General features: G+C 32.5%; 18 protein-coding genes and 2 pseudogenes. 14 read left to right on the top strand and 6 right to left on the bottom strand.

What is annotated here, in order from left to right:
• Positions 1–30 precede the first annotated feature (30 nt).
• From phnE (HMPREF2897_RS02370) to HMPREF2897_RS02325, 10 genes and pseudogenes are all read left to right on the top strand, one after another.
• On the top strand, positions 31–783 hold the full coding sequence (gene phnE / locus HMPREF2897_RS02370) for a phosphonate ABC transporter, permease protein PhnE (protein ID WP_162832815.1): 753 nt from the start codon (positions 31–33) through the stop codon (positions 781–783).
• The gene (phnE, locus tag HMPREF2897_RS02365; RefSeq protein ID WP_002476085.1) at positions 780–1,595 is read left to right on the top strand and encodes a phosphonate ABC transporter, permease protein PhnE; all 816 of its coding nucleotides are present in this window, start codon (positions 780–782) and stop codon (positions 1,593–1,595) included. Before phnE (HMPREF2897_RS02370) ends, phnE (HMPREF2897_RS02365) begins: the two co-directional genes overlap by 4 nt.
• 275 nt (positions 1,596–1,870) lie before the next feature.
• A complete protein-coding gene (locus HMPREF2897_RS02360; protein WP_002490865.1) occupies positions 1,871–3,172 on the top strand; it encodes a hypothetical protein in 1,302 nt (433 codons plus the stop codon).
• 73 nt (positions 3,173–3,245) lie between these two features.
• A pseudogene (gene asp2, locus HMPREF2897_RS02355) lies at positions 3,246–4,535 on the top strand (accessory Sec system protein Asp2); the annotation flags it as partial.
• Positions 4,522–5,094: pseudogene (gene asp3, locus HMPREF2897_RS02350) on the top strand (accessory Sec system protein Asp3). The pseudogenes asp2 and asp3, both read left to right, overlap by 14 nt.
• Entirely contained in the window at positions 5,087–7,477 is a 2,391-nt protein-coding gene (secA2, locus tag HMPREF2897_RS02345; RefSeq protein ID WP_070592588.1) for an accessory Sec system translocase SecA2, read from the top strand. The pseudogene asp3 and the gene secA2 overlap by 8 nt, the downstream one beginning before the upstream one ends.
• A gap of 17 nt (positions 7,478–7,494) precedes the next feature.
• A complete protein-coding gene (gene gtfA / locus HMPREF2897_RS02340; RefSeq protein ID WP_070592587.1) occupies positions 7,495–9,003 on the top strand; it encodes an accessory Sec system glycosyltransferase GtfA in 1,509 nt (502 codons plus the stop codon).
• Positions 8,996–10,336, top strand: coding sequence for an accessory Sec system glycosylation chaperone GtfB (gene gtfB, locus HMPREF2897_RS02335; RefSeq protein WP_002446938.1), 1,341 nt, complete (start codon positions 8,996–8,998; stop codon positions 10,334–10,336). Before gtfA ends, gtfB begins: the two co-directional genes overlap by 8 nt.
• Before the next feature lie 105 nt (positions 10,337–10,441).
• On the top strand, positions 10,442–10,789 hold the full coding sequence (locus tag HMPREF2897_RS02330) for a magnetosome magnetite crystal formation protein family (protein ID WP_002446939.1): 348 nt from the start codon (positions 10,442–10,444) through the stop codon (positions 10,787–10,789).
• 168 nt (positions 10,790–10,957) lie between these two features.
• Positions 10,958–11,437, top strand: coding sequence for a peptide-methionine (S)-S-oxide reductase (locus HMPREF2897_RS02325; protein WP_002446940.1), 480 nt, complete (start codon positions 10,958–10,960; stop codon positions 11,435–11,437).
• A 146-nt stretch (positions 11,438–11,583) separates the two neighbouring features.
• Here HMPREF2897_RS02325 and HMPREF2897_RS02320 read toward each other — a convergent pair whose 3' ends face one another.
• Positions 11,584–11,940 carry a hypothetical protein gene (locus HMPREF2897_RS02320; RefSeq protein ID WP_002446941.1) on the bottom strand — a complete coding sequence of 119 codons (357 nt, stop codon included), beginning with the start codon at positions 11,938–11,940 and terminating at the stop codon, positions 11,584–11,586.
• A gap of 340 nt (positions 11,941–12,280) precedes the next feature.
• On the opposite strand from HMPREF2897_RS02320, the gene HMPREF2897_RS02315 reads away from it, so the two are divergent.
• Together HMPREF2897_RS02315 and HMPREF2897_RS02310 are read left to right on the top strand one after the other, a co-directional pair.
• Complete coding sequence (locus HMPREF2897_RS02315) at positions 12,281–13,453, top strand: MFS transporter (protein WP_002446942.1); 1,173 nt, start codon at positions 12,281–12,283, stop codon at positions 13,451–13,453.
• 161 nt (positions 13,454–13,614) lie between these two features.
• Positions 13,615–14,304, top strand: a complete 690-nt coding sequence (locus HMPREF2897_RS02310; RefSeq protein WP_002446943.1) for a flavin reductase family protein — start codon at positions 13,615–13,617, stop codon at positions 14,302–14,304.
• Between the two features lie 231 nt (positions 14,305–14,535).
• Here the strand turns inward: HMPREF2897_RS02310 and HMPREF2897_RS02305 are convergent, their stop codons facing one another.
• Together HMPREF2897_RS02305 and HMPREF2897_RS02300 are read right to left on the bottom strand one after the other, a co-directional pair.
• Positions 14,536–14,712 (bottom strand): hypothetical protein, encoded by a 177-nt coding sequence (locus HMPREF2897_RS02305; protein WP_001831885.1) that lies wholly within the window; start codon positions 14,710–14,712, stop codon positions 14,536–14,538.
• 313 nt (positions 14,713–15,025) lie between these two features.
• Positions 15,026–15,454 carry an organic hydroperoxide resistance protein gene (locus HMPREF2897_RS02300; protein WP_001831844.1) on the bottom strand — a complete coding sequence of 143 codons (429 nt, stop codon included), beginning with the start codon at positions 15,452–15,454 and terminating at the stop codon, positions 15,026–15,028.
• Positions 15,455–15,703: 249 nt separating this feature from the next.
• Between HMPREF2897_RS02300 and HMPREF2897_RS02295 the strand changes: the two genes are divergently transcribed.
• Entirely contained in the window at positions 15,704–17,734 is a 2,031-nt protein-coding gene (locus tag HMPREF2897_RS02295; protein ID WP_001831890.1) for an LPXTG cell wall anchor domain-containing protein, read from the top strand.
• Positions 17,735–18,101: 367 nt separating this feature from the next.
• Here HMPREF2897_RS02295 and HMPREF2897_RS02290 read toward each other — a convergent pair whose 3' ends face one another.
• Complete coding sequence (locus HMPREF2897_RS02290) at positions 18,102–20,069, bottom strand: amidase domain-containing protein (protein ID WP_001831881.1); 1,968 nt, start codon at positions 20,067–20,069, stop codon at positions 18,102–18,104.
• Between the two features lie 287 nt (positions 20,070–20,356).
• On the opposite strand from HMPREF2897_RS02290, the gene HMPREF2897_RS02285 reads away from it, so the two are divergent.
• Positions 20,357–23,215 carry a YhgE/Pip domain-containing protein gene (locus HMPREF2897_RS02285; protein WP_002456326.1) on the top strand — a complete coding sequence of 953 codons (2,859 nt, stop codon included), beginning with the start codon at positions 20,357–20,359 and terminating at the stop codon, positions 23,213–23,215.
• 310 nt (positions 23,216–23,525) lie between these two features.
• On the opposite strand, the gene manA is transcribed toward HMPREF2897_RS02285, so the two are convergent.
• Positions 23,526–24,476, bottom strand: coding sequence for a mannose-6-phosphate isomerase, class I (manA, locus tag HMPREF2897_RS02280; protein ID WP_002476080.1), 951 nt, complete (start codon positions 24,474–24,476; stop codon positions 23,526–23,528).
• A 15-nt stretch (positions 24,477–24,491) separates the two neighbouring features.
• Entirely contained in the window at positions 24,492–26,432 is a 1,941-nt protein-coding gene (locus HMPREF2897_RS02275; RefSeq protein WP_070592585.1) for a fructose-specific PTS transporter subunit EIIC, read from the bottom strand.
• Positions 26,433–26,490 lie beyond the last annotated feature (58 nt).

The raw sequence follows: 26,490 nt of genomic DNA, 5'->3' as shown, positions 1-26,490 counted from the left end.
CATAAATATAATCGCTATTTAAATAAACGGATGTCTCTTAAAACTAGCTTTTCAATTATTTTAATCACGGGTTTGATTATTTGGAGTTTTATTTATACTGGTTTTAGCATTGGAGATTTAATGATAGGTCTTCCACAAATTGGCGTATTCTTCAAACAAATGATACCACCAGATTGGGGTTATCTAGATCATATTACACAACCAATGCTAGACACGATTCGTATGGCAATTGTCGGTACTTTTCTAGGAAGTATTGTCTCCATTCCAATAGCGCTACTATGTGCGAGTAATATTGTTCAAACTAAATGGATTGCGATACCATCACGTTTTGTTCTTAATATTGTACGCACAATACCTGATTTATTATTAGCTGCCGTATTTGTAGCCATATTTGGTATTGGACAAATTCCGGGTGTATTAGCACTTTTTGTTCTAACAATATGTATCATTGGTAAATTATTATATGAATCATTAGAAACAATTGATCCAGGACCTATGGAAGCTATGACAGCTGTAGGGGCTAATAAAGTGAAATGGATTGCATTTGGCGTTGTTCCTCAAGCACTTTCATCATTTATGTCATATGTGCTATTTGCTTTTGAAATTAACATTCGGGCATCAGCAGTTTTAGGTCTTGTTGGCGCAGGTGGTATTGGGTTGTTCTACGATCAAACGTTAGGATTATTTCAATATAAGAAGACAGCAATGATTATCCTGTTCACTCTAATCATTGTAGTGATTATTGACTATGTGAGTTCGAAAGTGAGGGAAAGATTAGCATGAATACGTTGGATAGTAAATATGAATTAAAATCAAAAAAACATCGTCAACGAATAATTAAAAATTGGATTATAGTCATTGTTGTTGCAGCTATAATTATATGGGCGTTTGCAGGGATTCCAGGCCTTGAACTTAAAAGTAAGTCTATTGAAATATTAAAGTCTATCTTTTACGGATTATTTCATCCAGATTTAAGTTACATATATATACCTGATGGTGAAGATTTACTTAGAGGTTTGCTGGAAACTTTTGCTATTGCAGTAATTGGCACGTTCATTGCATCAATTATATGTATTCCTTTTGCATTTTTAGGCGCTAAAAATATGATGAAATTACGACCAGTTACGGGTATAAGTAAATTCATATTAAGCATTATACGTGTGTTTCCTGAAATTGTAATGGCGTTAATATTTATTAAAGCTGTTGGACCGGGTTCGTTTTCAGGTGTACTTGCACTGGGGATTCATTCAGTCGGTATGTTAGGGAAACTTTTTGTTGAAGATATTGAAAGTTTAGATTTTAGCGCTGTAGAATCTTTAAAAGCGAGTGGAGCAAATAAAATGAAGACGTTAATGTTTGCTGTAATACCACAAATTTTACCATCGTTTATTTCACTTATTTTATATCGATTTGAATTGAATTTACGTTCAGCCTCCATTTTAGGATTAATCGGCGCAGGTGGCATAGGTACACCATTAATTTTTGCTTTACAAACACGATCTTGGGACCGAGTGGGCATGATTCTAATTGGTTTGATTGCGATGGTCGCTTTAGTTGATTTAATATCTGGCGCGGTTCGTAAACGTATCGTTTAGTGCATTTATGGTGAAAGGATATGTTCATTGTCTAAAGCATTAATTGTTTTCATTTATTGGAATAAAAATTTTAATTTAAGACATACGGCATATTCATCATTTTAATTTTCGGTAGGAATGTATTCATGTTATAATTCTAAAATATAATAAAAATATTTAGAAAAATATTTTGTTGATAGCGTTTAATTATTTATAATAGAAATATAATAACATGTTCATAATTAAAAATTGATTAAACACTTACATCACGAATTAGACAACTTGAGGCTTATATCATGAAACAATTTTTAAACATCACTCAACGTAAATTTATCGAATGGTTGATTATCTTATCCATTTTTATGGTTAGCATTCCTAATAAATGGACATTAATGATATCTATCGCTTTATCTTTATTACTTCTTAAAAGAGGGGCACTAGGTGTCGTTCAATTAATCATACTCTATATGCTCAGATCGCAGATATATACTCCCTTTGACACACTAGAGATGACGTATTACATAGTAAGTATGAAATATATCTTGACTTATGTCATTGGGGTATTTTTTCTATTTAAATATGTAAAAAATTGGATAAGAAATGAAATGATATTAAGGTTTATCAAATCTACTATGATTATTATGCTACTTTATATCATAATGAGTTTAGTTGTATCTAACGATCCGATAGAATCTATTCTTAAATTGCTTAACTTCTTTATACCGCTAATTTTGATTGTTATGTATGTTAGTTTAATAAAAAAGATAAAAAATCTTATTAACTGGATTAATCAATTTATCACGCTAATGATTGCCTTTACTTTTTTACTTATAGTTATAGCGCCAAAATCATATTTAATTGATGGGGAATCACTTCGAAGTGTTTTCAAAGATGAACATTCATTCGCAATTATTCTTGCTATGGGACTAGTTTTATATATGGTAACAAAAATCAAACAACAAGATTATGATGTATTCAATTTATTATTGTTAAATATTGGAATGATAGAGCTCTATTTATCAAATTCTCGTCATATTTTTATATCTGTTATTTTATGTCTAATGCTTCTATTACCGTTATCTCACATGAAAAAGAGAATTAAACATCCCATAATTGGTGCTATGATACTAATGACAATTGCTATAATAAATCAACCATACATTTATCACCTTTTTATTAAACTAATCTTAAAAGGGAAGAATAGCCAGGAAGTCTTTATGCCGAGTGATATGAATATTAAAGCTATTGATTATGCGCTAACTGAGCATCCTTTTTTAGGAAGCGGTTTTGGTATACCGATGATAAAAGCGAGTTCAGAAATACAATACTTTAATGTAGAAACGAGTAATATCATTTTCGGTATGATTATCTTTACTGGAATAATAGGACTTACTTTATGTACGATATACATGCTTCATATGGTACTTTTAGTTACTTTTCCAATGAGTATAACTATTTTATTATTTTTAATCACTATCTTTGTTAATATGAATCATATTATTTTATTTGATTCCATGGGGCTAGGCATATTGTGTTATATATTTTGGGGAATATATTTAAAAGAAGGGATGTATCAATACAACAACGGACAATGGTAAATAATATTTTGTCTAAAGAAATTCATTAATCAATAATTTTAAAACTAACTTTATTTAAAGTTAGTTTTTTATTCGTTACCAACAAGATAAGACAATACAACGTAATTTTATAAAACCACTCATTTATGAAAATGAAGAACAATTACAACAAAAATTAGAAGCAGTTACATTTCCTGGGCAATATGGAGATAAAGTAAAACCTATTCATTGTCGCGTTAGTATTCATTTTGATGGTTCTTATCAATTTAATGGAAATGAATCTATTGAAGTATCAGGACGATTTGGGGAATCATACCAACCCCTCATTACATGGAGTCAAAATATCATCGCTGATGCCAATAAGGTGAATCAAATATGGCCAGAATTTAAAGTTGAAGGTGATGCTAAAATCCAATATACATTGAGATTGACGCCTGTTTATTCAACTGATCAACCAGTAGAAAAGCTAATATATGAACAAGACGATTTAGACGCTCCCATAGAACTACCTGCTCGTCCTTATCAAACATATGTGAGTGTATCAATCAAAGCTAAAGGTAAAGGAACATTATTTATAGGTGCTATTCATAAACGTTGGTCACGCTTGGAATTAGGGCAGTTCATATTAGGCGGAAAACGATATAGTGATGAAAATAAGCAAGAATTTATACATTACTTTCATCCTGGAGATTTAAAACCACCACTCAATGTATATTTTAGTGGGTATCGTACTGCTGAGGGCTTTGAAGGGTACTTTATGATGAAACGCATGAATGCTCCATTTATTTTAATAGTGGATCCTAGAATCGAAGGTGGTGCCTTTTACCTAGGGTCAGAGAATTATGAACAGGCAATCCGTAAGGTCATCCAAAATGCTTTGGATTATTTGGGATTTGCGAACAACCAATTAATTCTTTCAGGGTTATCAATGGGATCATTTGGCGCACTTTATTACGCTACAAAATTAAATCCAGCGGCTGTTATTGTAGGAAAACCTTTGATAAATCTCGGTACTATTGCTAATAATATGAAACTCGTTCGTCCAGACGATTTTGGAACGTCACTTGATATTTTGCGATTGAATCAAAATGACATAACTAACAAAGATGTTGTTCAGTTAGATAATCATTTTTGGAAGCAAATTCAGCATAGTGATTTGTCAATGACAACATTTGCGATTGCTTACATGGAGCATGATGATTATGACAAATATGCATTTCAAGATTTATTGCCTGTTCTTACAAAACAACATGCACGTGTGATAAGTAAAAGAATTCCTGGTAGACATAACGATGATTCTGCTACTGTTACTCATTGGTTTATTAATTTTTATCATTTAATCATGGAAGAGCGATTTGGGAGGGTGACACATGCAAGAAAATAGGAAATTTGAAGTCAAATGGCGACTAGTTAATTCATCAACGTTTATGTATGGTACAAAATTACGTTTTAATCAAGATAATATCTATTTTGAGAACCCTTTGATGCCATCCGGTACAATCATTCACAGTTGGTATATGTTAACTGATTTTGCAGAAGACCGTGTAAGCCCTAAGCTACCCATTTAAAAAAAAGGGCACCAATATCAATTTCAATTTAATTTTGAAGTTGAACCTGAGGGTGCGGCTTATTTTAAAATGAAATTTTATCGTAAGAATAAAGAAATTCTTAGTCACCAAATTTTAAAAAATAAAAAAGAAAATATTGTCTATCCTAGAGAAGCATATTCATATGATTTAGAACTTATTAATGCTGGCATGAATCATTTATCTTTTCGCAATATAATTGTGCAAGAATTAAGAGAAGATAGTAATCAAGCTTACGAGGCAACGCAATATATAGATCCTAAGAAAAAACTTAAAGTAATTAATCAAATCATAACCAATATAAGGACACATCATCTAGACTCATCAAACTATCACAGGAGTGATATGAATGGCTAAAGGTGTCAACCAAATTATTAATAATATTAGGTTAAGAAAATTGCGCAAAATATTAAATCAAATTAATGCGTTGAGTGAGGAATTCTCAAATTTTAGTGATGAAACACTTCAAGCGAAGACAAAAGAATTTAAAGTTTATTTAAATGATAATAAATCTTCACTCAATCACATTCTGCCACAAGTTTATGCCACAGTTAGAGAGGCTTCTAAGCGAGTTTTAGGTATGTATCCAAAAGATGTGCAGATTTTAGGAGCAATCGCTATGCATCAGGGGAATATTGCAGAAATGCAAACAGGAGAAGGTAAGACGCTTACAGCTACCATGCCTCTGTACTTAAATGCACTTACAGGTAAAGGTGCTTATCTAATCACAACAAATGATTACTTAGCAAAACGCGATTTTTTAGAAATGAAACCACTATATGAATGGCTAGGCTTGTCTGTATCATTAGGATTTGTGGACATTCCAGAATACGAATACGCTGAAAATGAAAAATATGAACTGTACCACCATGACATTGTTTACACGACTAATGGGCGACTAGGGTTTGATTATTTAATTGATAATTTAGCTGATGATATTCGTGCCAAATTTTTACCGAAATTAAACTTTGCTATTATTGATGAAGTCGATTCTATTATATTAGATGCTGCCCAAACGCCTTTAGTTATTTCTGGTGCGCCACGTGAACAATCTAATTTATTTCACATCGTTAAAACGTTTGTTGAAACACTTGAGAAAGATAAAGACTTCATAGTTAATTTTAATAAAAAAGAAGTGTGGCTCACTGATGAGGGCTCGGAAAAAGCAAACCATTATTTCAAAGTGAATAATATATACCAACAGCAATATTTTGATTTAGTGAGGATGATTCATTTATCGCTTAGAGCTAAGTATTTATTCAAATATAATTTAGACTATTTTATTTTTGATGGTGAGATTGTGCTTATAGATAGAATCACTGGTCGTATGCTACCTGGAACGAAGCTTCAGTCTGGTTTACATCAAGCTATAGAGGCTCTGGAAAATGTTGAAATTTCTCAAGATATGAGTGTGATGGCAACCATAACATTCCAAAATTTATTTAAACAATTTGATGAATTTTCAGGTATGACTGGAACAGGTAAATTAGGGGAAAAAGAATTCTTTGATTTATATTCAAAAGTTGTTATAGAGATTCCGACGCACAGTCCGATTGAACGGGATGATAGACCTGATAGAGTATTTGCTAATGGTGACAAAAAGAACGATGCAATTTTAAAGACAGTGATTGATATACATGAATCTCAACAACCTGTGTTACTAATTACACGTACTGCAGAAGCGGCAGAATATTTTTCAGCTGAGTTATTTAAACGTGATATACCTAACAATTTATTAATCGCTCAAAATGTAGCTAAAGAGGCACAAATGATTGCTGAGGCGGGACAATTATCTGCAGTTACTGTTGCTACAAGTATGGCAGGGCGTGGAACTGATATAAAGTTATCAAAAGAGGTTCATGATATCGGTGGCTTAGCAGTGATAATTAATGAATATATGGATAACAGTCGTGTTGACCGTCAATTAAGAGGACGCTCAGGTCGCCAAGGAGATCCTGGATATTCACAGATTTTTGTATCACTTGATGATGATTTAGTAAAACGTTGGAGTAACTCTAACTTGGCAGAAAATAAAAATCTCCAAACGATGGATGCATCTAAACTAGAAAGTAGTGCACTCTTTAAAAAACGTGTAAAGTCAATTGTTAATAAAGCGCAACGTGTATCTGAAGAGACTGTTATGAAAAATAGAGAAATGGCAAATGAATTCGAAAAAAGTATTAGTGTTCAACGAGATAAAATTTATGCTGAACGTAATCACATACTTGAAGCAAGCGATTTTGATGATTTTAATTTTGAACAGCTTGCACGAGATGTGTTTACAAAAGACGTTAAAAATCTTGGCTTAAGTAGTGAACGTGCACTTGTGAATTATATATACGAAAACTTAAGTTTTATCTTTGATGAAGATGTATCAAATATTAATATGCAAAATGATGAAGAAATCATACAATTCTTAATACAACAATTTACTCAACAATTTAACAATCGTTTAGAAATTGCGACGGATTCATATTTAAAACTTCGTTTCATTCAAAAATCAATCTTGAAAGCGATAGATAGCGAATGGATTGAGCAAGTAGATAACTTACAACAACTTAAAGCCAGTGTAAACAATCGACAAAATGGACAGCGTAATGTCATTTTTGAATATCACAAAGTTGCTCTTGAAACGTATGAATATATGTCTGAAGATATAAAAAGGAAGATGGTTAGAAATTTATGTTTAAGTATTCTAACCTTTGATAAGGACGGAGATATGGTCATTCATTTCCCATAAACAAAGAGGTGTTAGACATGACGATTTATAATATCAATTTTGGAATCGGTTGGGCCAGTAGTGGTGTTGAATATGCACAAGTGTATCGAGCAAAACTATTAAGGCAATTACCTTATCCAACAAAATTTATATTTTTAGATTTTATTCAATCAGAAAATATTCAAACACTAACAAGCAACATAGGTTTTAAAGATGATGAAGTTATTTGGCTATATCAATACTTCACAGACGTAAAAATCGCTCCTACAACGTACACAGTTGATGATTTAATTTCAGAGTTAGGTAATGAGGTTACTCGAAAAGAACAAAACGGTAAAGTATTACGACTCTATTTAAATAATCAGCAAACATTCGTAACCTGCTATTTAAAAAATGCTAACGAACATTACGTTGATCGTGCGGAGTTTGTAGTGAATGGAATGTTAATTAGGAAAGATTTTTATAGCTATGTAAGAACATTCTCGGAGTATTATGCTCCTTTTGACAATAAAGCTAAAATATATATGCGTCAATTTTATAATGAAGATGGATCAATTGCATACCGCGAATATATAGATGAAGATGAACATGTTTTTGTGTTTGATGATGCACGTTTATACAGTAAACAAGCACTCGTCGCATACTTTATACGCCAATTGCGATTGGATTCAGATGATATCATTATTATTGATCGAGCAACTGATGTGGGACAAGCCATATTAGAAAACAAGGGATCCAGTAAAGTTGGCGTAGTCGTTCACGCTGAACATTTCAGTGAAGGGGCGACTGATGGGACTCACATTTTATGGAATAATTATTATGAGTATCAATTCGAAAATGCACAGTATATTGATTTCTTTATCACAGCGACAGATTTGCAAAGGCATACACTAAGTGAACAATTTAAACAATATAAGAATGATTGCCCACGTATACGTACAATTCCAGTAGGTAGTATAGAATCGTTACAATATCCTGAAAAAGAAAGAAAACCATATTCCATCATAACCGCATCACGTCTTGCTACCGAAAAACATGTTGATTGGATAGTGGAAGCTGTGATTAAAGCTAAACATCAGTTACCTCAATTGAGTTTTGATATCTACGGACAAGGAGAAGAACAAGAAAAAATTAAAAATATTATTATCAAACATCGTGCTGAGGATTACATACAAATTAAAGGACATAGAAATCTTCGTACAATATATCAGCAATATGAATTATTCATAGCTGCCTCACAAAGTGAAGGATTCGGCATGACATTAATGGAAGCGGTTGGCTCAGGTTTAGGTATGATTGGATTTGATGTGAATTATGGCAGTCCGACATTTATTCGACATCATCAAAATGGCTATTTGATATCGATAGATTTTGAACAAGCGTCTACTGATGATATCACAACGCAAATCGCTCATATGATTATTCGATATTTTAAAGATGGTCCCATAAGGGCACATGAGGTATCGTATAACATTGCAGAATCATTTAAAACATCGCATATTGTTGATCTATGGAGACAACTCATTGAAGAGGTGCTATATGATTAATTTATTCGAAAATTATAATCAAGAAACACAGGAATTACATCACTCTCTTAAGCATGCTGGTTACAATCATTTTACGATTGTAATTAATGATGATGGTTTTTTACCTGATGATGTGACATCGCCGTATCGTTTTTTCGCAGCATATCAAATTTATGAAGATGATACCCCTGCTTTTTTTAATGATATTGATACGCCTCCTTTTTGGGAAATTAAAGGAGATGCGACAATGGCTACCATTACAGATATGGGTGAGCTTAGAGGTAAAATCTTTTATAAGGAACATTATAAGACACGGGTAGTTAGCCATGTAGAGTGGCTTGATTCAAAACAGCGTTTGCGTTCGGTTGATTATTATACAAAAGAAGGATTTAAATTTGCTGAAACAGTTTATGATTTGTTAGGTAATGCAATATTAAAAAAGTATATGACACGTGAAGGTAAAGAAGTGATTTATGAGAATTATGTAACTAACGATGTAGTTGTAGAATATGAAGGGAAATCTTATTTTTTTGAGTCATATACAGAGTGGATTAAATTTTACTTGAGTGAAATGGGCGTTGAGATAAAAGAAGTTATATTTAATACTTTATCAACACCATTTTTAGCAATTTATCATTTACCGACATTGAAAAAAGGTATTTTATTTTGGCAAGAGCAATCTCATGGTTATATCCCAGGAAATATGAAAGTCATGTTATCACAAAACCTTCAAAGTCGCTTTGCCGTTATTGTTCCTAATCAAAATGAATATAAATTGATCAAAGAACAACTATCTAGAGAGGAACAACAGAAAGTATATGCATCTGGTTACTTATATGACATGTATAAACGGAATCAATATTCTAAGAATGTATTAACATTAACAAATTCAGATCAAATACCACATGTTGAAACGTTGATACGTTTGCATAAAGATTATCAATTTCACATAGGCGCTAAAACTGAGATGTCTTCAAAATTATTAAGTTTATCGCAATATGAAAATGTTAAATTATATCCAATAATTAAAGATCAAACAGTTCAAACCTTATATCAACAATGTGATATCTATTTAGACATTAATGAGGGGAACGAAATAGGGAATGCTGTAAGAAGCGCATATAATCATCAATTGTTAATTATGGGATATAAAGAGGTTGTTCATAACCAAGATTTCGTTGCAATAGAAAATCAGTTTCTTGTAAATGATATAAGTCAGTTGAGTAACGCTTTGAAAGAGATAGGAAATCATCGTGGTCAATTTGAAACACGTTTAGCACTACAACAACGTCATGCTAATGCTGTGCCGGTATCAACATTTAAATATGCATTAGTACAAGCATTAAGTGGTTAATCATTAGTATTTTTGTATCGAAACTTACAATATTGTAATTGTATTCCATATCACTTAAATGAATTCTCAGAATGTGTTTATATTTAAATTGAGGTGATTGATTGTATGGAAAATTTTGATAAAAGCTATCATGATAAAACGGATGATATGTTAGGGGCTTTAAGTTATCTAAGTGTATTTTTTGCACCTGTATTGTTTCCATTAATCGTATGGATTGTTGGACAACCACCAGCATCTACGTATTCAAGAAATGCATTATTTAACCATATATTGAGTTGGGTGTGTTTGGCATTAGGACTTATATCATTTGCTGCTGGACTATCCTTGATTGATTCGACAAATGGAGTTGCTGTACTAGTGATAGGAGTAATTATTGGAGGTATTCTACTTATCGCTTCGCTTGTATTATTTATTATTAATATTGTGAAGGGTATCAAATTATTGATGCCTTAGTAAGACAGAATGAACAGAGTAATCAAGTTAATAATATGGAACCTGATACATCAATCATATGTACAGGTTCTTTTCTTATTTGATTGTAATTGAATGAACTGAGAGACTTATTTTGAATTCTTTATTATTGAAAAGGGAGTTAACACATTTGTTTTAGGGAGTGAGGATATGGAAACGGTATATTTTGCTGGTGGATGTCTCTGGGGAACTCAAGCTTTTTTTAATACGATTCCAGGAGTTATTCAAACAGAAGCTGGAAGGGCAAATGGAACGTCGAAATGTTTAGATGCTCCTTATGATGGCTATGCCGAATGTGTGAAGATACACTTTGATCCTGCAAAAACTTCAATACATATGCTGCTGGATTATTTGTTTGAAATGATAAATCCTTATAGTTTAAATCAACAAGGTCAAGACAAGGGTCAAAAATATCGAACAGGCGTGTATAGTGAAAGTTCGAAGCATTTAAATGAAGCAAAAGACTACATTAAGCGCAGGGAAGACGCGAAACAAGTAATGGTCGAAGTACAACCTCTAAGTAATTATGTGAAGAGTGCAGAAGAACATCAGAATCATCTTGAGAAATTTCCGGAGGATTATTATTTATGTCATGTTCCTCCAGCATTGCTTAATAAATACAAGAAATAATCATTGTCGTATTCATCTAGACTGATGAATTGAATGCATTTTTTTTCGTTGATAGATAACATAAAAGAAGCGGTAATTCCTTGATAAGATTAATAAGGAAATTACCGCTGTTATTTTATTTAATATATATTTATATGTTGAAGTACTTATTTTTTACAAGAAAAAGTATCTAATAAGCTAAGTGTTGATAAACCTAATAAGTCTAAAGCATGTTGTGCACCTTTTTTACCATGCCCTGCTTCAAAATGTTTGTAAGCTGCAACACCAAGTACTGAAATTGCTGCAAGTGAGCCTAAGCGTGAAATATTTTTATTTAAAAAACTTGCAGCAAATAAACCAGCAGCTGCAGCTTCAACGCCACCTGCTAATTTAACTGAGTTTTCCGGTAAACCAAATGTATTAGTGAACGTATCAATCATACCTTGATCGCCTTTTAATTTAGGTTTACTTGCATCATATAATTCTTTAGCTAGTTTTAAATTTGTAGCATAACGTAAAATCATTAAAGATTCCTCCTATTTATCTGTAAATATGAATTCCTTCTAGACATCTCTTTTCCCTAAAATAAAAATTAAATGCACAATTTAACAGAAATGTTGTAATATACTAACGATTTAATCATAGGTTTGTGAAATATAGATAATAAAAGGTAATGGTAATCTTAAATTGAAGTAATCTGTATGTCAATTTTTCAGCTCTCATGTGTCTATAAAGAAATTAAATGTATACAAGTGTATTTATAATGTTTTAATTTTTCGTCAATTTAAATATCTCTTTAGGTATTTGAAACAACCTGTCATAATAATCGTATTGATTAAAATTTAGAAAGGAGTATGGAAATCGATGGAAGAAAGTAAAAACTATAATCTCATTACGACAATCATGTTTATTTCAGGTATCATTGTAATGGCAAGTTTATATACGGCTCTACCTCTTACAGCAACTTTCGCAGAAGACTTTCATGTTCCTGAATCTATAGCAACTTTAAACGGTGTTTTATTCTCATTAACATATTCAATCAGTTGTCTATTTTATGGAACGATTTCTGAAAAGTATGGCAGAATTAAAACTATTTTAGTAGGTATGAGTGCATTAGTTATCATCTGTCTGATGATAGGTATTGTTCATTCATTTACAGTGTTATTAATATTAAGAGCACTACAAGGCGTATTTGCTGCATCATTTTCTCCTGTAGTCATGACTTATACAACTGAAACTTATCCACGTGTGAAACGTGTAACAGCAATTAGTTTTATCAGTACAAGTTTTATGTTATCAGGTGTGTTAGGGCAAAATATGAGTGAATTAGTGGTAAGTTATTTGAATTGGCAGTGGGTATATTTTATTTTAACAATCCTATATTTAATTCTCGTATTAGTTATTTATAAAAATGTACCTGAGAGTCCACATAAAAATCCTGATATACAACTCTTTAAGTTTTTCAATAACTTTAAAGATTTCAAAGACAATCTTAAAGTTTTCTATTGTTTATTTATTTCACTAACATTATTGATTATGTTTATAAGTATGTATGATATTTTAAATGAATATGTCACATCACACCAAGTTGGGGGAGACATGTCTGTGTCCTCAATGATGAAATTGTTCGGTGTGATAGGCATGCTATTATCTCTATTTGCAGGGCGTTTAAGCAGTCGTATAGGTATGAAGCGCTTGATAACTATCGCATTAACAACATGTATTGTGTCGATCATACTCATGGGTGTGACTACGAATATTATACTTATTACAACATTTAGTGTGTTGTTTGTTGCAGGCATCGCATTTGCGATTCCTACTGTTATTTCAAAAGTAGGTGTAGTTGTTAAAAACAATCAAGGTTTCTTTTTATCTGTTAATACATTTGTATTATTCTTAGGAACAGCGATTGCACCTATTTTAATGTTATTTGTAGGCGAACTGTCTAACTTTTTCTTACAGTTTTTAATGATTGCTATTGTCGGACTGATTGCTTTAGTTGTATCAATATTTATGCCAGGTGACCAACGTTCTTGAAAATAGCTTCAAATGATAAAAGCAATATTGGTTGTTAAAAGTTATAAATATTATTTTTAACTTTTAACTATATTGAAATGATTGATAAATATTAGACAATGCTAAGTCAAGTTATGTAACCTTAAGTTGATAGAACGATTAACGATAGGAGTGGATATAAAATGAATTATTCACCAAAACAAGGTGTTAAAAGTCATGGATTGCCACATGATCCGTTCAAAAGTAGCACCGTACCTAGACCTATAGGTTGGATTTCTACAGTATCTAAAAAAGGTAAAGATAACTTGGCGCCGTACAGTCAATATCAAAATCTTACATGGGATCCCCCAATGGTAATGTTTGCGGCTAATCAGTCAGTGCTTGGCGATCATGAAAGAAAAGATACAGTTAAAAATGCGGAAGAAACTGGTTGGTTTGTATGGAATATGGCAACATATGATTTGCGTGAAGCAGTGAATTTATCATCCAAAGCATTACCTCCAGAAGATGATGAATTTGATTTTGCTGGTGTGACGAAAGAATCGTGTATCGAAGCTCCTGGAAGTAGAGTAAAGGAATCACCTGTTCATTTTGAATGTGAATACGTTCAAACAGTAAGAATTCCCACTGGAGACCCTGTTTCAACTGTGGATATAGTCATCGGTCGTGTAGCACAAGTGCATATTGACGATAAAGTAATTATGGACAACGGAAAATTAGACATTAAGTCAATCAGACCTATAGCACGTCTCGGTTATTATGATTACACGGTTGTCGATGAAATATTTGAAATGAAAGCACCTGCAGCGTCGAAAGAAGAATTGGCTGGACTTGAAGGTCGAAATTTTGACAACACTAATAAAGAATCATGATACATCAAAAAGAATGAAATCATATTCATATTAAATTCGTCGTTCAGATTCATTAATGAGAACTAGAAATTTAAAAACTTGAAAAAGAGTATTTTAAATTTAACTGACAAAAGCCAATAGCTAAATATGCCTAGGACATTGATGTCCTAGGCTCTTTTAATAATTACAAAATTTTTAAATACTATGTTTTGTTATAGAGATGTTGGTATGTTTTACAGCTTTGAAAAAAGATCATACGTAGCCATTAACAAAGTGACCGATTAAACTTAAGAGTCCTACTAAAAAAAGGCATACACCGGGTATAAACATTTTTTCCTTAGCATCTATCGGTTTTGAATGATAGATAATTTGACTTAAAACAATAAGCACAACACCAATAATCATAGCGATGATTGATATGGTAAACATAAATAGTCCTCCTTCGGTGATGAGCAACTTTACATTTTATGAAGAAAAAATCTACTTACTTATACTATTCCCATTTTAACCTTTTTATAGTTATTTTAAAGTGAAATTTTTTAAAAAGTATGAAATTTATTTAAAAAAAGATATTTTGTTTATGAAAAGTAAATTGAATGAGAGATTGGAAATGAAAAACAGAGACTGTGGAAGTATGAAAGTATATAAAAAGAGTAGAACAGAATTCAATTTGAATTCATTATTCTACTCTTTAATCTTGTATAGAAACATTTGCTAAGAATTAGTTGTACGATTACAAGTTTTATTGCGCTGTAACATCTAACTGAACGTCAATGTTACCACGTGTCGCTTTTGAGTATGGACAGAATTGATGTGCTTGCTCCACAAATTTCTCAGCATCTTGTTGGGACATATTTTCAAGTGTGACTTTAATATCTGCGCCAAGTTTAAAACCATTGTCAGTATCATCTTTAAGTAATTCAATAGTGATTTCAACTTCTGGGTTGGCATCACTTATTTTATTTTGAGATAAGATTAATGATAGCGCGCTATTAAAGCATGCACTATATCCAGCAGCAAATAATTGTTCAGGATTAGTATCGTTGCCTCCTTGACCACCCATTTCCTTAGGTGTTGCAAGGTTTTGAACAAATGTATTATCTGGACTAAAAACGCGACCATCACGTCCACCATTTGAAATCATTGTAGTTGAGTAAATAGAATTTGCCATTATAAAAACTCCTTGTTTTTGAATTACACTTAACTTAATATATTAATTAAATAATTAAGTGTGTAAAGAAGTGTAATACCAAATTACTAATAATTACAAGAAATTTGTTTTTTAAATTTGTTATTTTAGGTTCATTATCTACAAATCTATGAAATTATGTATTATAATGTGATATGTATATTTTTGATTAAATCATATAAATCTATTTAAAGAATAATACAGGTAACTTTATTAAAGGAGTATGTGTAAATGAAGAGAACAGATAAAATTGGTGTCTACCTCAAGCTGTCATGTTCTGCGTTGTTACTTAGTGGTTCGCTGGTTGGTTATGGCTTCACAAAAGATGCTTTTGCAGATTCAGAAAGTACATCATCAAATGTTGAAAATACTTCTAATAGTAACTCCATCGCTGACAAAATCCAACAAGCTAAAGATGATATTAAAGATTTGAAAGAACTTTCTGACGCAGATATCAAAAGTTTTGAAGAACGTTTAGATAAAGTCGATAATCAATCAAGTATTGACCGTATTATAAATGATGCAAAAGATAAAAATAATCATTTAAAATCGACAGACTCTAGTGCCACATCATCAAAAACTGAAGATGACGATACATCTGAAAAAGATAATGATGATATGACTAAAGACTTAGATAAAATACTGTCGGATTTAGATTCAATTGCTAAAAATGTTGATAACCGTCAACAAGGTGAAAATAGTGCTTCTAAACCTAGTGACTCAACAACCGATGAAAAAGATGATTCAAATAATAAAGTACACGATACAAATGCTAGTACACGCAATGCAACTACTGATGATTCTGAAGAGTCGGTTATTGATAAATTAGATAAAATCCAACAAGATTTTAAGTCTGACTCTAATAATAAGCTTTCTGAACAAAGCGATCAGCAAGCATCACCATCTAATAAAAACGAAAATAACAAAGAAGAATCTAGTACGACAACAAATCAATCCGATAGTGATAGTAAAGACGATAAAAGTAATGATGGTCGTCGCTCAACATTAGAACGTATAGCATCAGATACTGATCAAATTAGGGATTCAAAAGATCAACATGTCACAGATGAAAAACAAGATATACAAGCAATTACACGTTCACTACAAGGTAGTGATAAGATTGAAAAAGCACTTGCTAAGGTACAATCTGACAATCAATCACTAGATTCTAATTATATAAATAATAAATTAATGAATTTAAGATCACTAGATACAAAAGTAGAGGATAATAACACTTTATCTGATGATAAGAAACAAGCGCTTAAACAAGAAATTGATAAGACTAAGCAAAGTATTGACCGACAAAGAAATATTATTATAGATCAACTCAATGGTGCTAGTAATAAAAAACAAGCAACCGAAGATATCTTAAATAGTGTTTTCAGCAAAAATGAAGTAGAAGACATAATGAAACGTATTAAAACAAATGGCCGAAGTAATGAAGATATTGCTAATCAAATTGCCAAGCAAATTGATGGTCTTGCATTAACTTCTAGTGATGATATTTTAAAATCAATGTTAGATCAATCTAAAGATAAAGAAAGTTTAATTAAACAATTGTTGACGACACGACTTGGTAATGATGAAGCAGATCGTATTGCTAAAAAATTGTTAAGCCAAAACTTGTCGAATTCTCAAATCGTAGAACAATTAAAACGTCATTTCAATAGTCAAGGAACAGCTACAGCTGATGATATATTGAATGGTGTGATTAATGATGCTAAAGACAAAAGACAAGCGATTGAAACAATATTACAAACCCGTATCAATAAAGACAAAGCTAAAATTATCGCTGATGTTATTGCGCGTGTACAAAAGGACAAATCAGATATCATGGATCTCATTCACTCTGCGATTGAAGGCAAGGCAAATGATTTATTAGATATAGAAAAACGAGCAAAACAAGCTAAGAAAGATTTAGAATATATTTTAGATCCTATAAAGAATAGACCATCCTTGTTAGATCGTATTAACAAAGGTGTCGGTGATTCTAATTCAATATTTGATAGACCAAGTTTACTTGATAAACTTCACTCAAGAGGATCTATTCTTGATAAATTAGATCATTCGGCACCGGAGAATGGATTATCTTTAGATAATAAAGGTGGCCTTTTAAGTGATCTATTTGACGACGATGGTAATATCTCATTACCAGCGACAGGTGAAGTCATCAAACAACATTGGATACCAGTGGCTGTTGTACTCATGTCATTAGGTGGAGCGCTCATCTTTATGGCGCGTAGAAAAAAACACCAAAATTAATTTAAAAATTATATATAGTAATAGGCATCATCAATCTTATGTGTAGTTAAACTATTTCACAGTTAGTGATTGAGGTGGTGCAACGCTTACTCAAAGTTTATAACAAGAGTCAGTATAAAAGAGTAGGACTAAGAATTTAAAATCAATTCTGTCCTACTCTTTTTTGACATGCAATAATGATTGTTATATATAATGAATAATATACTTTTAGAAATCACTTGAGTAAATTATAAAAATGGACTTTTCAATGTAAAGTTACTCTAATATAGTTATTGAATATAAATAAGCACAAAGATGTATTATAAATTTGAATACATCTTTGTGCTATTATTTTGTGGATGGTACCTCAAATAATTTTAAATTTTTACTATTTACCTTTAATGTAATCTAAATCTTGAGCATCTTCTGCATCAATAGTTCTGAATGAAATGACACCTAATCCTTTAACATTTGATTCAGAAATAACAATTGAACCGTCGTCATTAACTTTTTCAACGAAAGCAACATGACCATACTGTGTATCAGCACCTAATTGTCCAGCTTCAAACACAACTGCAGTATGATTTTTAGGTGTGTGCGTTACCGTATAGCCTTCACTTTCAGCACGATTATTCCAATTATGAGCATCACCTAAGTCACCAGAAATGGATGCATCAAATTGATTCATACGGTGGTACACATACCAAGTACATTGGCCATGTGGGTAAGGTGATGTACCGGAAGTTTCAGTAAATGGTTTGAAGTCATTACCAGAGACATCCGTACCTATTGATTTGTTGTATTTCTTCATGTTAGGCATTTTTTCTTTGTCAAAAGATGTTAAATGATAATGTTTAATAATACTATTTAATTTTTTAGAATAATTAGGATCTGTGGCGTATGAGCGTGACAGATGTGAAGTAGCATCTTTATATGATAGAGCTTCACTCTTCCAAGTTGGTTTATAAATTGACGGATTACCATCGATACCATGTTTGATTAAATCTGCATAATCTTCAAGAGATTGTTTAGTACTTGGGTATTTACGGAAACCTGCTTGGATACTGAACATATGATTACTGCTATCAGCTTCTAAAGTATTAAAAGTTACAGATTGTCCTTTGTAGTCACCTTTGATTCCAAACAAGTTATGATTTGGTGATTGTGCAAGTGAACTTTTTCCAGAGTCAGATTCTAAAATAGCTTGAGCAATCATAACTGATGCATATATATCTTGGTCTTTTCCAATCTGATGCGCATCTTTAGCAATTGATTGAATGAAATCACGTGTGTCTTGACTGTCAACAACATTAAATGAATCAGAAGATAAGTCACCATTGTCTAATTCAGGTAGTTGTTGGAAAAGACTTGTTGAACGTGTATTTGAGCGTTTAATGTCATCCTCAAATGATTGTGCAGGTTTTGATTGATGTTTTAATTCATCATCTGTTGGTAATTGTGGATTCTTGTCGGCATTATCACTTTGAGATGTTTTAGTGTGACTTGTATTCTTGCTCTTATTGTAATCTTTTTCTGTTTTCTTAGCGTCCTGACTATATTCATCTAATATAGAGTCTAATGCTGAATCTGTAATACTAGAATATTTCTTGTTACGTTCTGAGCTATCATCATTCGCTTGAGTTTGTTGTTGCTCAGAAGAAGATTGATTTTTGTTTGTATCTACGTTTTCGCCTTCTTGATCTTCTTTATCCATTTCTCCAAGTAAATCACTGACGTCAGAATCGGCTTGATGGTTAGTTGTCTTTTCTTTTTCATCGTTTGATGATTCTTGATCTTGTTTAGCAGACGACTGTGATTGTTCTTGATGTTGTGATGGTTGTTTTGCCTGATCTGCTTGGTCTACTTGATCTTTTTCGTCATTAGAAGAATGGCTTGTCTTTTGTGGCTGTTCGTAATCTGTTATATCAGAATCAAAATCAAATAAATTTTGTATGAGTGACGTTAAACTAAAACTGTCTTCGTATTTATTCGGTTCCCAGTATTTAGAAAAATCTACTGACTGAGACTTAAAATTATCATAAAGTTGATCAACTAAATTATCATCTTTCATTTTATAGTTACGATGTGTTGAGTCAGCTGATAATGGTTTATTAGAGTCTTTGTCCTTGCTGTCAGAAGTGCTTTTTTTATCATCAGAATCGTGTTTAGAATCATCGTTGTTAAATTCATCTTTTTCAGATTGTTTTGATGTTTCTTTTTGTGATTGATGTTGTTCCATTTTATCTGAATTTGTATTTTTATTAGATGAATCTTCAGCAAAAGCTGTTTGTGTAGCGAAGGTTGGCGTGATAAGCGCCGTCGATAGTAAATATACTAAAAATTTATTTTTCTTCATCTTATGTGTGCTCCCTTAAAAATTATTTTTAGTTATTGTCATAACAAATGAGAATTTGATATAATTTATCTTATGGTTTATAAAGTTGACAAGCATCAACAAAAATGAATTACGCCTTAATACAAATATTATACTAATCAACATTAGAAAAATAAATCCATTTAATCAAATTTTAATATAATATGTGTATCATCTTTACGTAAGCAAAAAAATATGCACATTTAAGTAATCATCTGTACGGAAATGTATTACAATAAAAAAGAATAATGATAATTAGGAGTGTGAAAATGAAAAACGCACTAAAACTTTTTATCACGGATTTAAAAAGAGTTGCTAAAACACCAGGTGTATGGGTCATCTTAGCTGGTTTAGCAATTCTTCCTTCATTCTATGCATGGTTTAACCTCTGGGCTATGTGGGATCCGTATGGTCATACAGGACATATCAAAGTTGCCGTAGTGAATGAAGACCAAGGTGAAAAAGTTCGTGGTAAGAATATTAATGTAGGAAATAAAATGGTCAAAACTTTAAAAAAGAATGATAGTTTTGACTGGCAATTTGTGAGTAGAGAAAAAGCCGACCATGAAATTAAGATGGGAAAATATTATGCAGGTATTTATATACCGAAGAAATTCACACATGAAATCACTGGTACTTTAAGAAAACATCCTCAAAAGGCGGATATAGATTTTAAAGTAAATCAGAAGATTAATGCTGTAGCAGCTAAGTTAACCGATACGGGATCGTCGTTTGTGATTGATAAAGCAAATAAACAATTTAACAAAACCGTAGCAACCGCTTTACTTTCTGAAGCTAATAAAGTCGGACTATCAATTGAAGATAATGTACCTACAATCAATAAAATTAAGAGTGCTGTATATCAAGCTAATAATTCATTGCCTAAAATTAATCAATTTGCAGACAAGATTATTGAACTAAATAAACATCAAGACGATTTGGATGCTTATGCTAATCAATTTAGAAGTTTAGGAAAGTATAAAGGGAATGTATTAGACGCTCAAGAAAAACTTAATGCTGTTAATTCGTCTATTCCGGCGCTTAATGAAAGGGCTAAATTGATACTTGCACTTGATAGCTACATGCCTAATATTGAAAGAATTTTAAATGTTGCTGCTAATGATGTTCCAGCACAATTTCCTAGAATTAATAGGGGTGTCGATATTGCAAGTGAAGGTATTGATGCAGCGAGTGGTCAGTTAAATGATGCAAAAGGTTATTTGACTCAAGCTAAAGCGAGAGTGGGAGACTATCAAGAAGCAGCTGGCCGCGCTCAAGATGTGAACAACCAAGCAAATCAAAATCTAAGAAATCAAACATCAACTACACCCCAAAGCGCTATAAAATCATCGCATTCGGAAGGGAAGAGTCATTCAAGCATTAAAACAGTACCTGTGAGTCAATCAGGTGAGAATCAACCCGTTTATGGTGATAACATTTTATCTAACAGTGATGTAAAATCAATGAATACAGCTTTAACAGAAGCTTTATTATCATTATCTAATCAAACAGATCAACAAGCACAAGCTACCCAACAAGACATTAAGTCATTAAAAAATATAGCATATGGTGTTATCGCTTCAGATAAACCATCAGAGTTTAAAGAACCATTAAAAAATATAAAATCACGCTTAGAAAACGCATCTAAGTATAATCAACAATTTATAGATATCTTGTCAGAGTTGGAAAAAAGTGAACATGTTGATCTATCTAATGAAATTAAGCAAGTGAAAGAAGCAAACAATAGCATTAATGATAATTTAAAAAGTACTAATCAATTAATAGATGCATTGTCAAATGGTAGCTCCGGACAATTAGAAGCAGTCAATGTATTACGTGACTTACCTAACTTAAATAAAAGGTTAGATACATTACGAAATTACATTAAAAAAGAACTTAATCGTAATTTACTAGCTGTTTCTAATGAGATTACTGATCAACTTAATAAAGGTCAAAATACATTATCGACAATCCAATCTAAATTAAATACTATTAACCGAGTGATTAACGCTGGTCAAGATATTTTAAATAGCGGTAAAAAGAGAATTGATACGATTCAAACTGCATTGCCAGCAATCGAAAACGCATATATAAATGCAATGCGAACTGCACAAGCTTACTTCCCAACAGCTAAAAAAGATGTCGCGAAAGCTGCAGACTTTGTACGTAATGACTTGCCTGGATTAGAGAGAGAATTAGCTAATGTAACACAGTCTGTAAACCAAAAAATACCATCTTTATTTAGTCGTTATGATAATGCTGTAGATTTATTAAACGAGAAACAGCCTCAAGCAAAAGAAGCACTTGCTTCGCTTGCCGATTTCTCAGAAAATAAATTGCCAGATGTTGAGAAAGACTTGAAAAAAGCAAATAAAATCTTCAAAAAGTTAGATAAAGATGATGCTGTAGATAAGCTAATAGATACATTGAAAAATGATTTGAAGAAACAGGCAGATATTGTTGCTAACCCTATTAATAAAAAAACGACAGATGTGTTCCCAGTAAAAGACTATGGTTCTGGTATGACGCCGTTCTATACTGCATTGTCTATTTGGGTTGGAGGATTATTAATGGTCAGCTTATTATCTGTAGATAACAAACATGAACACTTACAACCTATTATGACGAAGAGACAAGTGTATCTTGGTAAATCTGGTTTCTTTTTCTTATTAGGTATCATACAGGCATTAATAGTATCTATCGGTGATTTAGTTATCCTTAAAGCATCGATAGAATCACCGATATTATTTGTCTCTATTGCCGTGTTTAGTTCTCTCGTATTTAATTCGATTATTTACACATCTGTATCATTGTTAGGTAACCCTGGTAAGGCTGTTGCTATTATCTTACTTGTGTTACAAATTGCTGGTGGAGGAGGTACATTCCCAATTCAAACAACGCCAGAATTCTTCCAAGCGATATCTCCATATTTACCATTCACGTATTCTATCGACGCATTACGTGAAACAGTTGGAGGTATAGTTCCAGAGATACTGATTACGAAAGTGATCATTTTAGGTTTATTCGGAATCGGATTCATGGTTGTAGGTTATTGCTTGAAACCTGTGACTGACCCTATTATCCGTAAAATTGCTGAAAAAGCTGACGAAAGTAAAGTAACTGAATAAAGATCAACGATTTTACTTAATTAATGTTAGAACAGTATGATTTAAAATGATACTTACAGGAAAACATGTTGTATTGTTCTTATCTTAGAAAGATAAGTTAAAAAACGGTTATTCACCTTAACAGAAGGTGGATAACCGTTTTTGTTTATCCTAAGTTTAACAGTGACAGATTTTATTGCTATAGAAACAGGCACAGTTGTAATTATCGATGCTTCTCTTATATGAAAGAAAAATCTATGATTAAGTCAGTTCAAGTAACATGATGTTTTATTCAATTGATTTAAATTAAAAATTGATGCAACACGTTTATTTAAGATGCCTCATCTTTACTAAAACTGACTATTATATCCATATTACCAACAAAGTTAATATATTGATCTTCAGAAGTTAAAATAAAATGATCACCCTTATCGATTTTATATACTTCGTTATTGATTGAAACTTGCCCGTGGCCGTTAATCATTGACACTAAGCAATAAGTGTGTGGTTTTTGAAAATCTAATATGTCTTTGATAGACCATTCTTCAACCGTAAAGAAATGATTAGCAACAAATTGAGTGTATTGATTGCCATTTATCATTTCAGTCTTAGGTGTTGTATTAGGTTCAGTTGTAGTGATATCAATAACATCTTTACTTTGGTTTAAATGTAATTCACGCGTATGACCATTTTTATCTTTTCGGTCATAATCGTATATACGATATGTTGTATCTGAGGATTGTTGGGTTTCCAAAATGAGTATTCCGGAACCAATAGCATGAACTGTACCGGCTGGTACATAAAAGAAGTCACCCGGCTTAACAGGTACATGTTTAAATAAATAGTCGAATTCATGATGATCAATCATATGTTCAAGTTCATTTTTACTTGTAGCATTAACACCATAGATAATTTCAGCACCAGGTTGAGCGTCTAAAATATACCAACATTCAGTTTTACCGTATTCGCCTTCATGTTTAAGTGCATATTCATCATCAGGATGTACTTGTACTGACAAACGATCATGTGCATCTAGAATTTTAGTGAGGAGTGGAAAATCTTTACGTGAGTCATTTCCGAAAAGTGCTTTATCCTCGTCCCAAACTTGTTTTAAAGATTTCCCCTTATGTTTTCCGTTAAGAATTGTGTTGGGACCGTTTTTATGTGCGGAAATTGCCCAGCATTCACCCGTAGAATTATTCGGAATATCGTAACCAAATTGAGTGAGATTGGTGCCACCCCATAAACGTTCTTGAAATACGGGTTGAAGAAAAAGTACCATTTGTCATACGCTCCTTTATATCTCTTTTAAAATATTAAATATTTCATCACGACTTTGAGCATGAATTAACTCATCACGCGTATTATCTTTCATGAGTGTTCGTGATAAACGTTGTAGCAGTTTTAAATGTGTATCGTTATTGTCATTGGGAACTGCTATAAGGAAAATGAGCTGAGGATTTGATTCATCTAGACTTTCCCACTCTACACCTGCTTTATGATTTAATACAGCGACGATAGGACGTTTAACTGCATAAGATTTAGCATGTGGTATTGCAACGTTCATTCCGATAGCAGTTGTTGACTCAGCCTCTCGTTTAAGGATTGCGGTTCTTACCTCTTCTATATTCGTAATGTAATGACGATGGCATAACTTTGTAAGTAATCTATCAATCGCTTGATCTCTTGTCATTGGTTCCTTGGTAATTTCAATGAGTGATTTATCGAACACCATATGATGTGAGGATTGTGTAGTGTGATTAGTAGATTGATCATCAGAAAATACATTGTCAGTTCCAACAGAAGTATCATTTCCACTACTGCTTTTTGCTGTAGCAGGGGTGTGACGTTTAAATAACAAGACTGTCAACATGGTTGCTAGACTTCCGACAATAACAGCTACAAAGAACCATAAAATATTACTGATTCCACCTAGTACAGCGACAATAGGACCTCCGTGAGCAACTTTATCACCGACACCACCAATGGCCGCTATCACTGAAGCGAACATCGCGCCAATCATATTAGCTGGAATGATTCTTAGAGGATCTTGTGCAGCAAAAGGGATTGCTCCCTCAGTGATACCAAATAATCCCATCGTAAATGATGCCTTACCCATTTCTTGTTCTGCTTTATTAAATTGGTGTTTACGAACAAACGTTGCTAAACCTAAACCAATCGGTGGTGTACATACTGCAACAGCAACCATTCCCATCACAGTGTAGTTGCCTTCAGCAATTAATGCAGAACCGAATAAGAATGCTACTTTGTTAACTGGACCTCCCATATCAAAAGCAATCATCGCGCCAATAATAAGAGCAAGAATAATGATGTTAGCCCCTTGCATTCCTTTTAACCATGATGTTAATGCACCAAAAATATTCGAAATTGGTGCGCCTATTACAAATATAAAAATGAGACCAACTATTAATGAAGATAGAATAGGTATAATGATGATAGGCATAATAGGGGCCATAGCTTTAGGAACTTTAATCTGTTTAATCCATTTTGCAATATAGCCCGCTAAGAAACCTGCGACGATACCACCAAGGAAACCGGCTCCTGCTTCACTTCCATATAAACTACCATCTGCAGCAATGGCACCACCAATCATACCTGGAACAAGACCAGGTTTATCAGCAATACTCACCGCGATATAACCTGCAAGGATGGGAACCATAAATTTAAACGATAAACTACCAATATTTTCAATAGATTTCCAAAATGAATCTTCGGGGATAACTAATCCTTTTGGAGTGGTGTGTCCTCCAAGAGTTAAGGCAATAGCTATGAGTAAACCGCCAACGACGATAAATGGCACCATGAAGGATACACCATTCATTAAATGCTGATACACCATTTGAATATTACTTTTATGAGATTCTTCCTGATCTCTAGACATATTTGTAGAAATATTTTGATCATGGTAAATTTGTGCATCTTGGTCAATCACACGCTGTATTAATTCCTTGGGTCTATGAATACCTTCACGTACACTTTCATTGATGAGAGGTTTACCATTAAATCTTGATAAATCTACCTGTCTATCGGCAGCAATGATGATTCCATCAGCTTCTTTGATTTCTTTAGAAGTGAGCACATTTTCTGCTCCGACGCCTCCTTGAGTTTCAACCTTAATATCAACGCCCATATCTTTTGCTGCTTGTTCTAATTTTTCTTGAGCCATATATGTATGAGCAATTCCATTTGGACATGATGTAATTGCAAGTATTTTCATAGTATGCACGCTCCTTTTCCTAACAATAATTGTAAACGCATACATTTAAGTGTAAAAA

Origin of the sequence: Staphylococcus sp. HMSC065D05, assembly GCF_001813195.1 — a bacterium.
Lineage (GTDB): Bacteria > Bacillota > Bacilli > Staphylococcales > Staphylococcaceae > Staphylococcus > Staphylococcus epidermidis.
The sequence above is the reverse complement of the archived record's forward strand: the minus strand, read 5'-3'. Positions and strand labels throughout refer to the sequence as shown.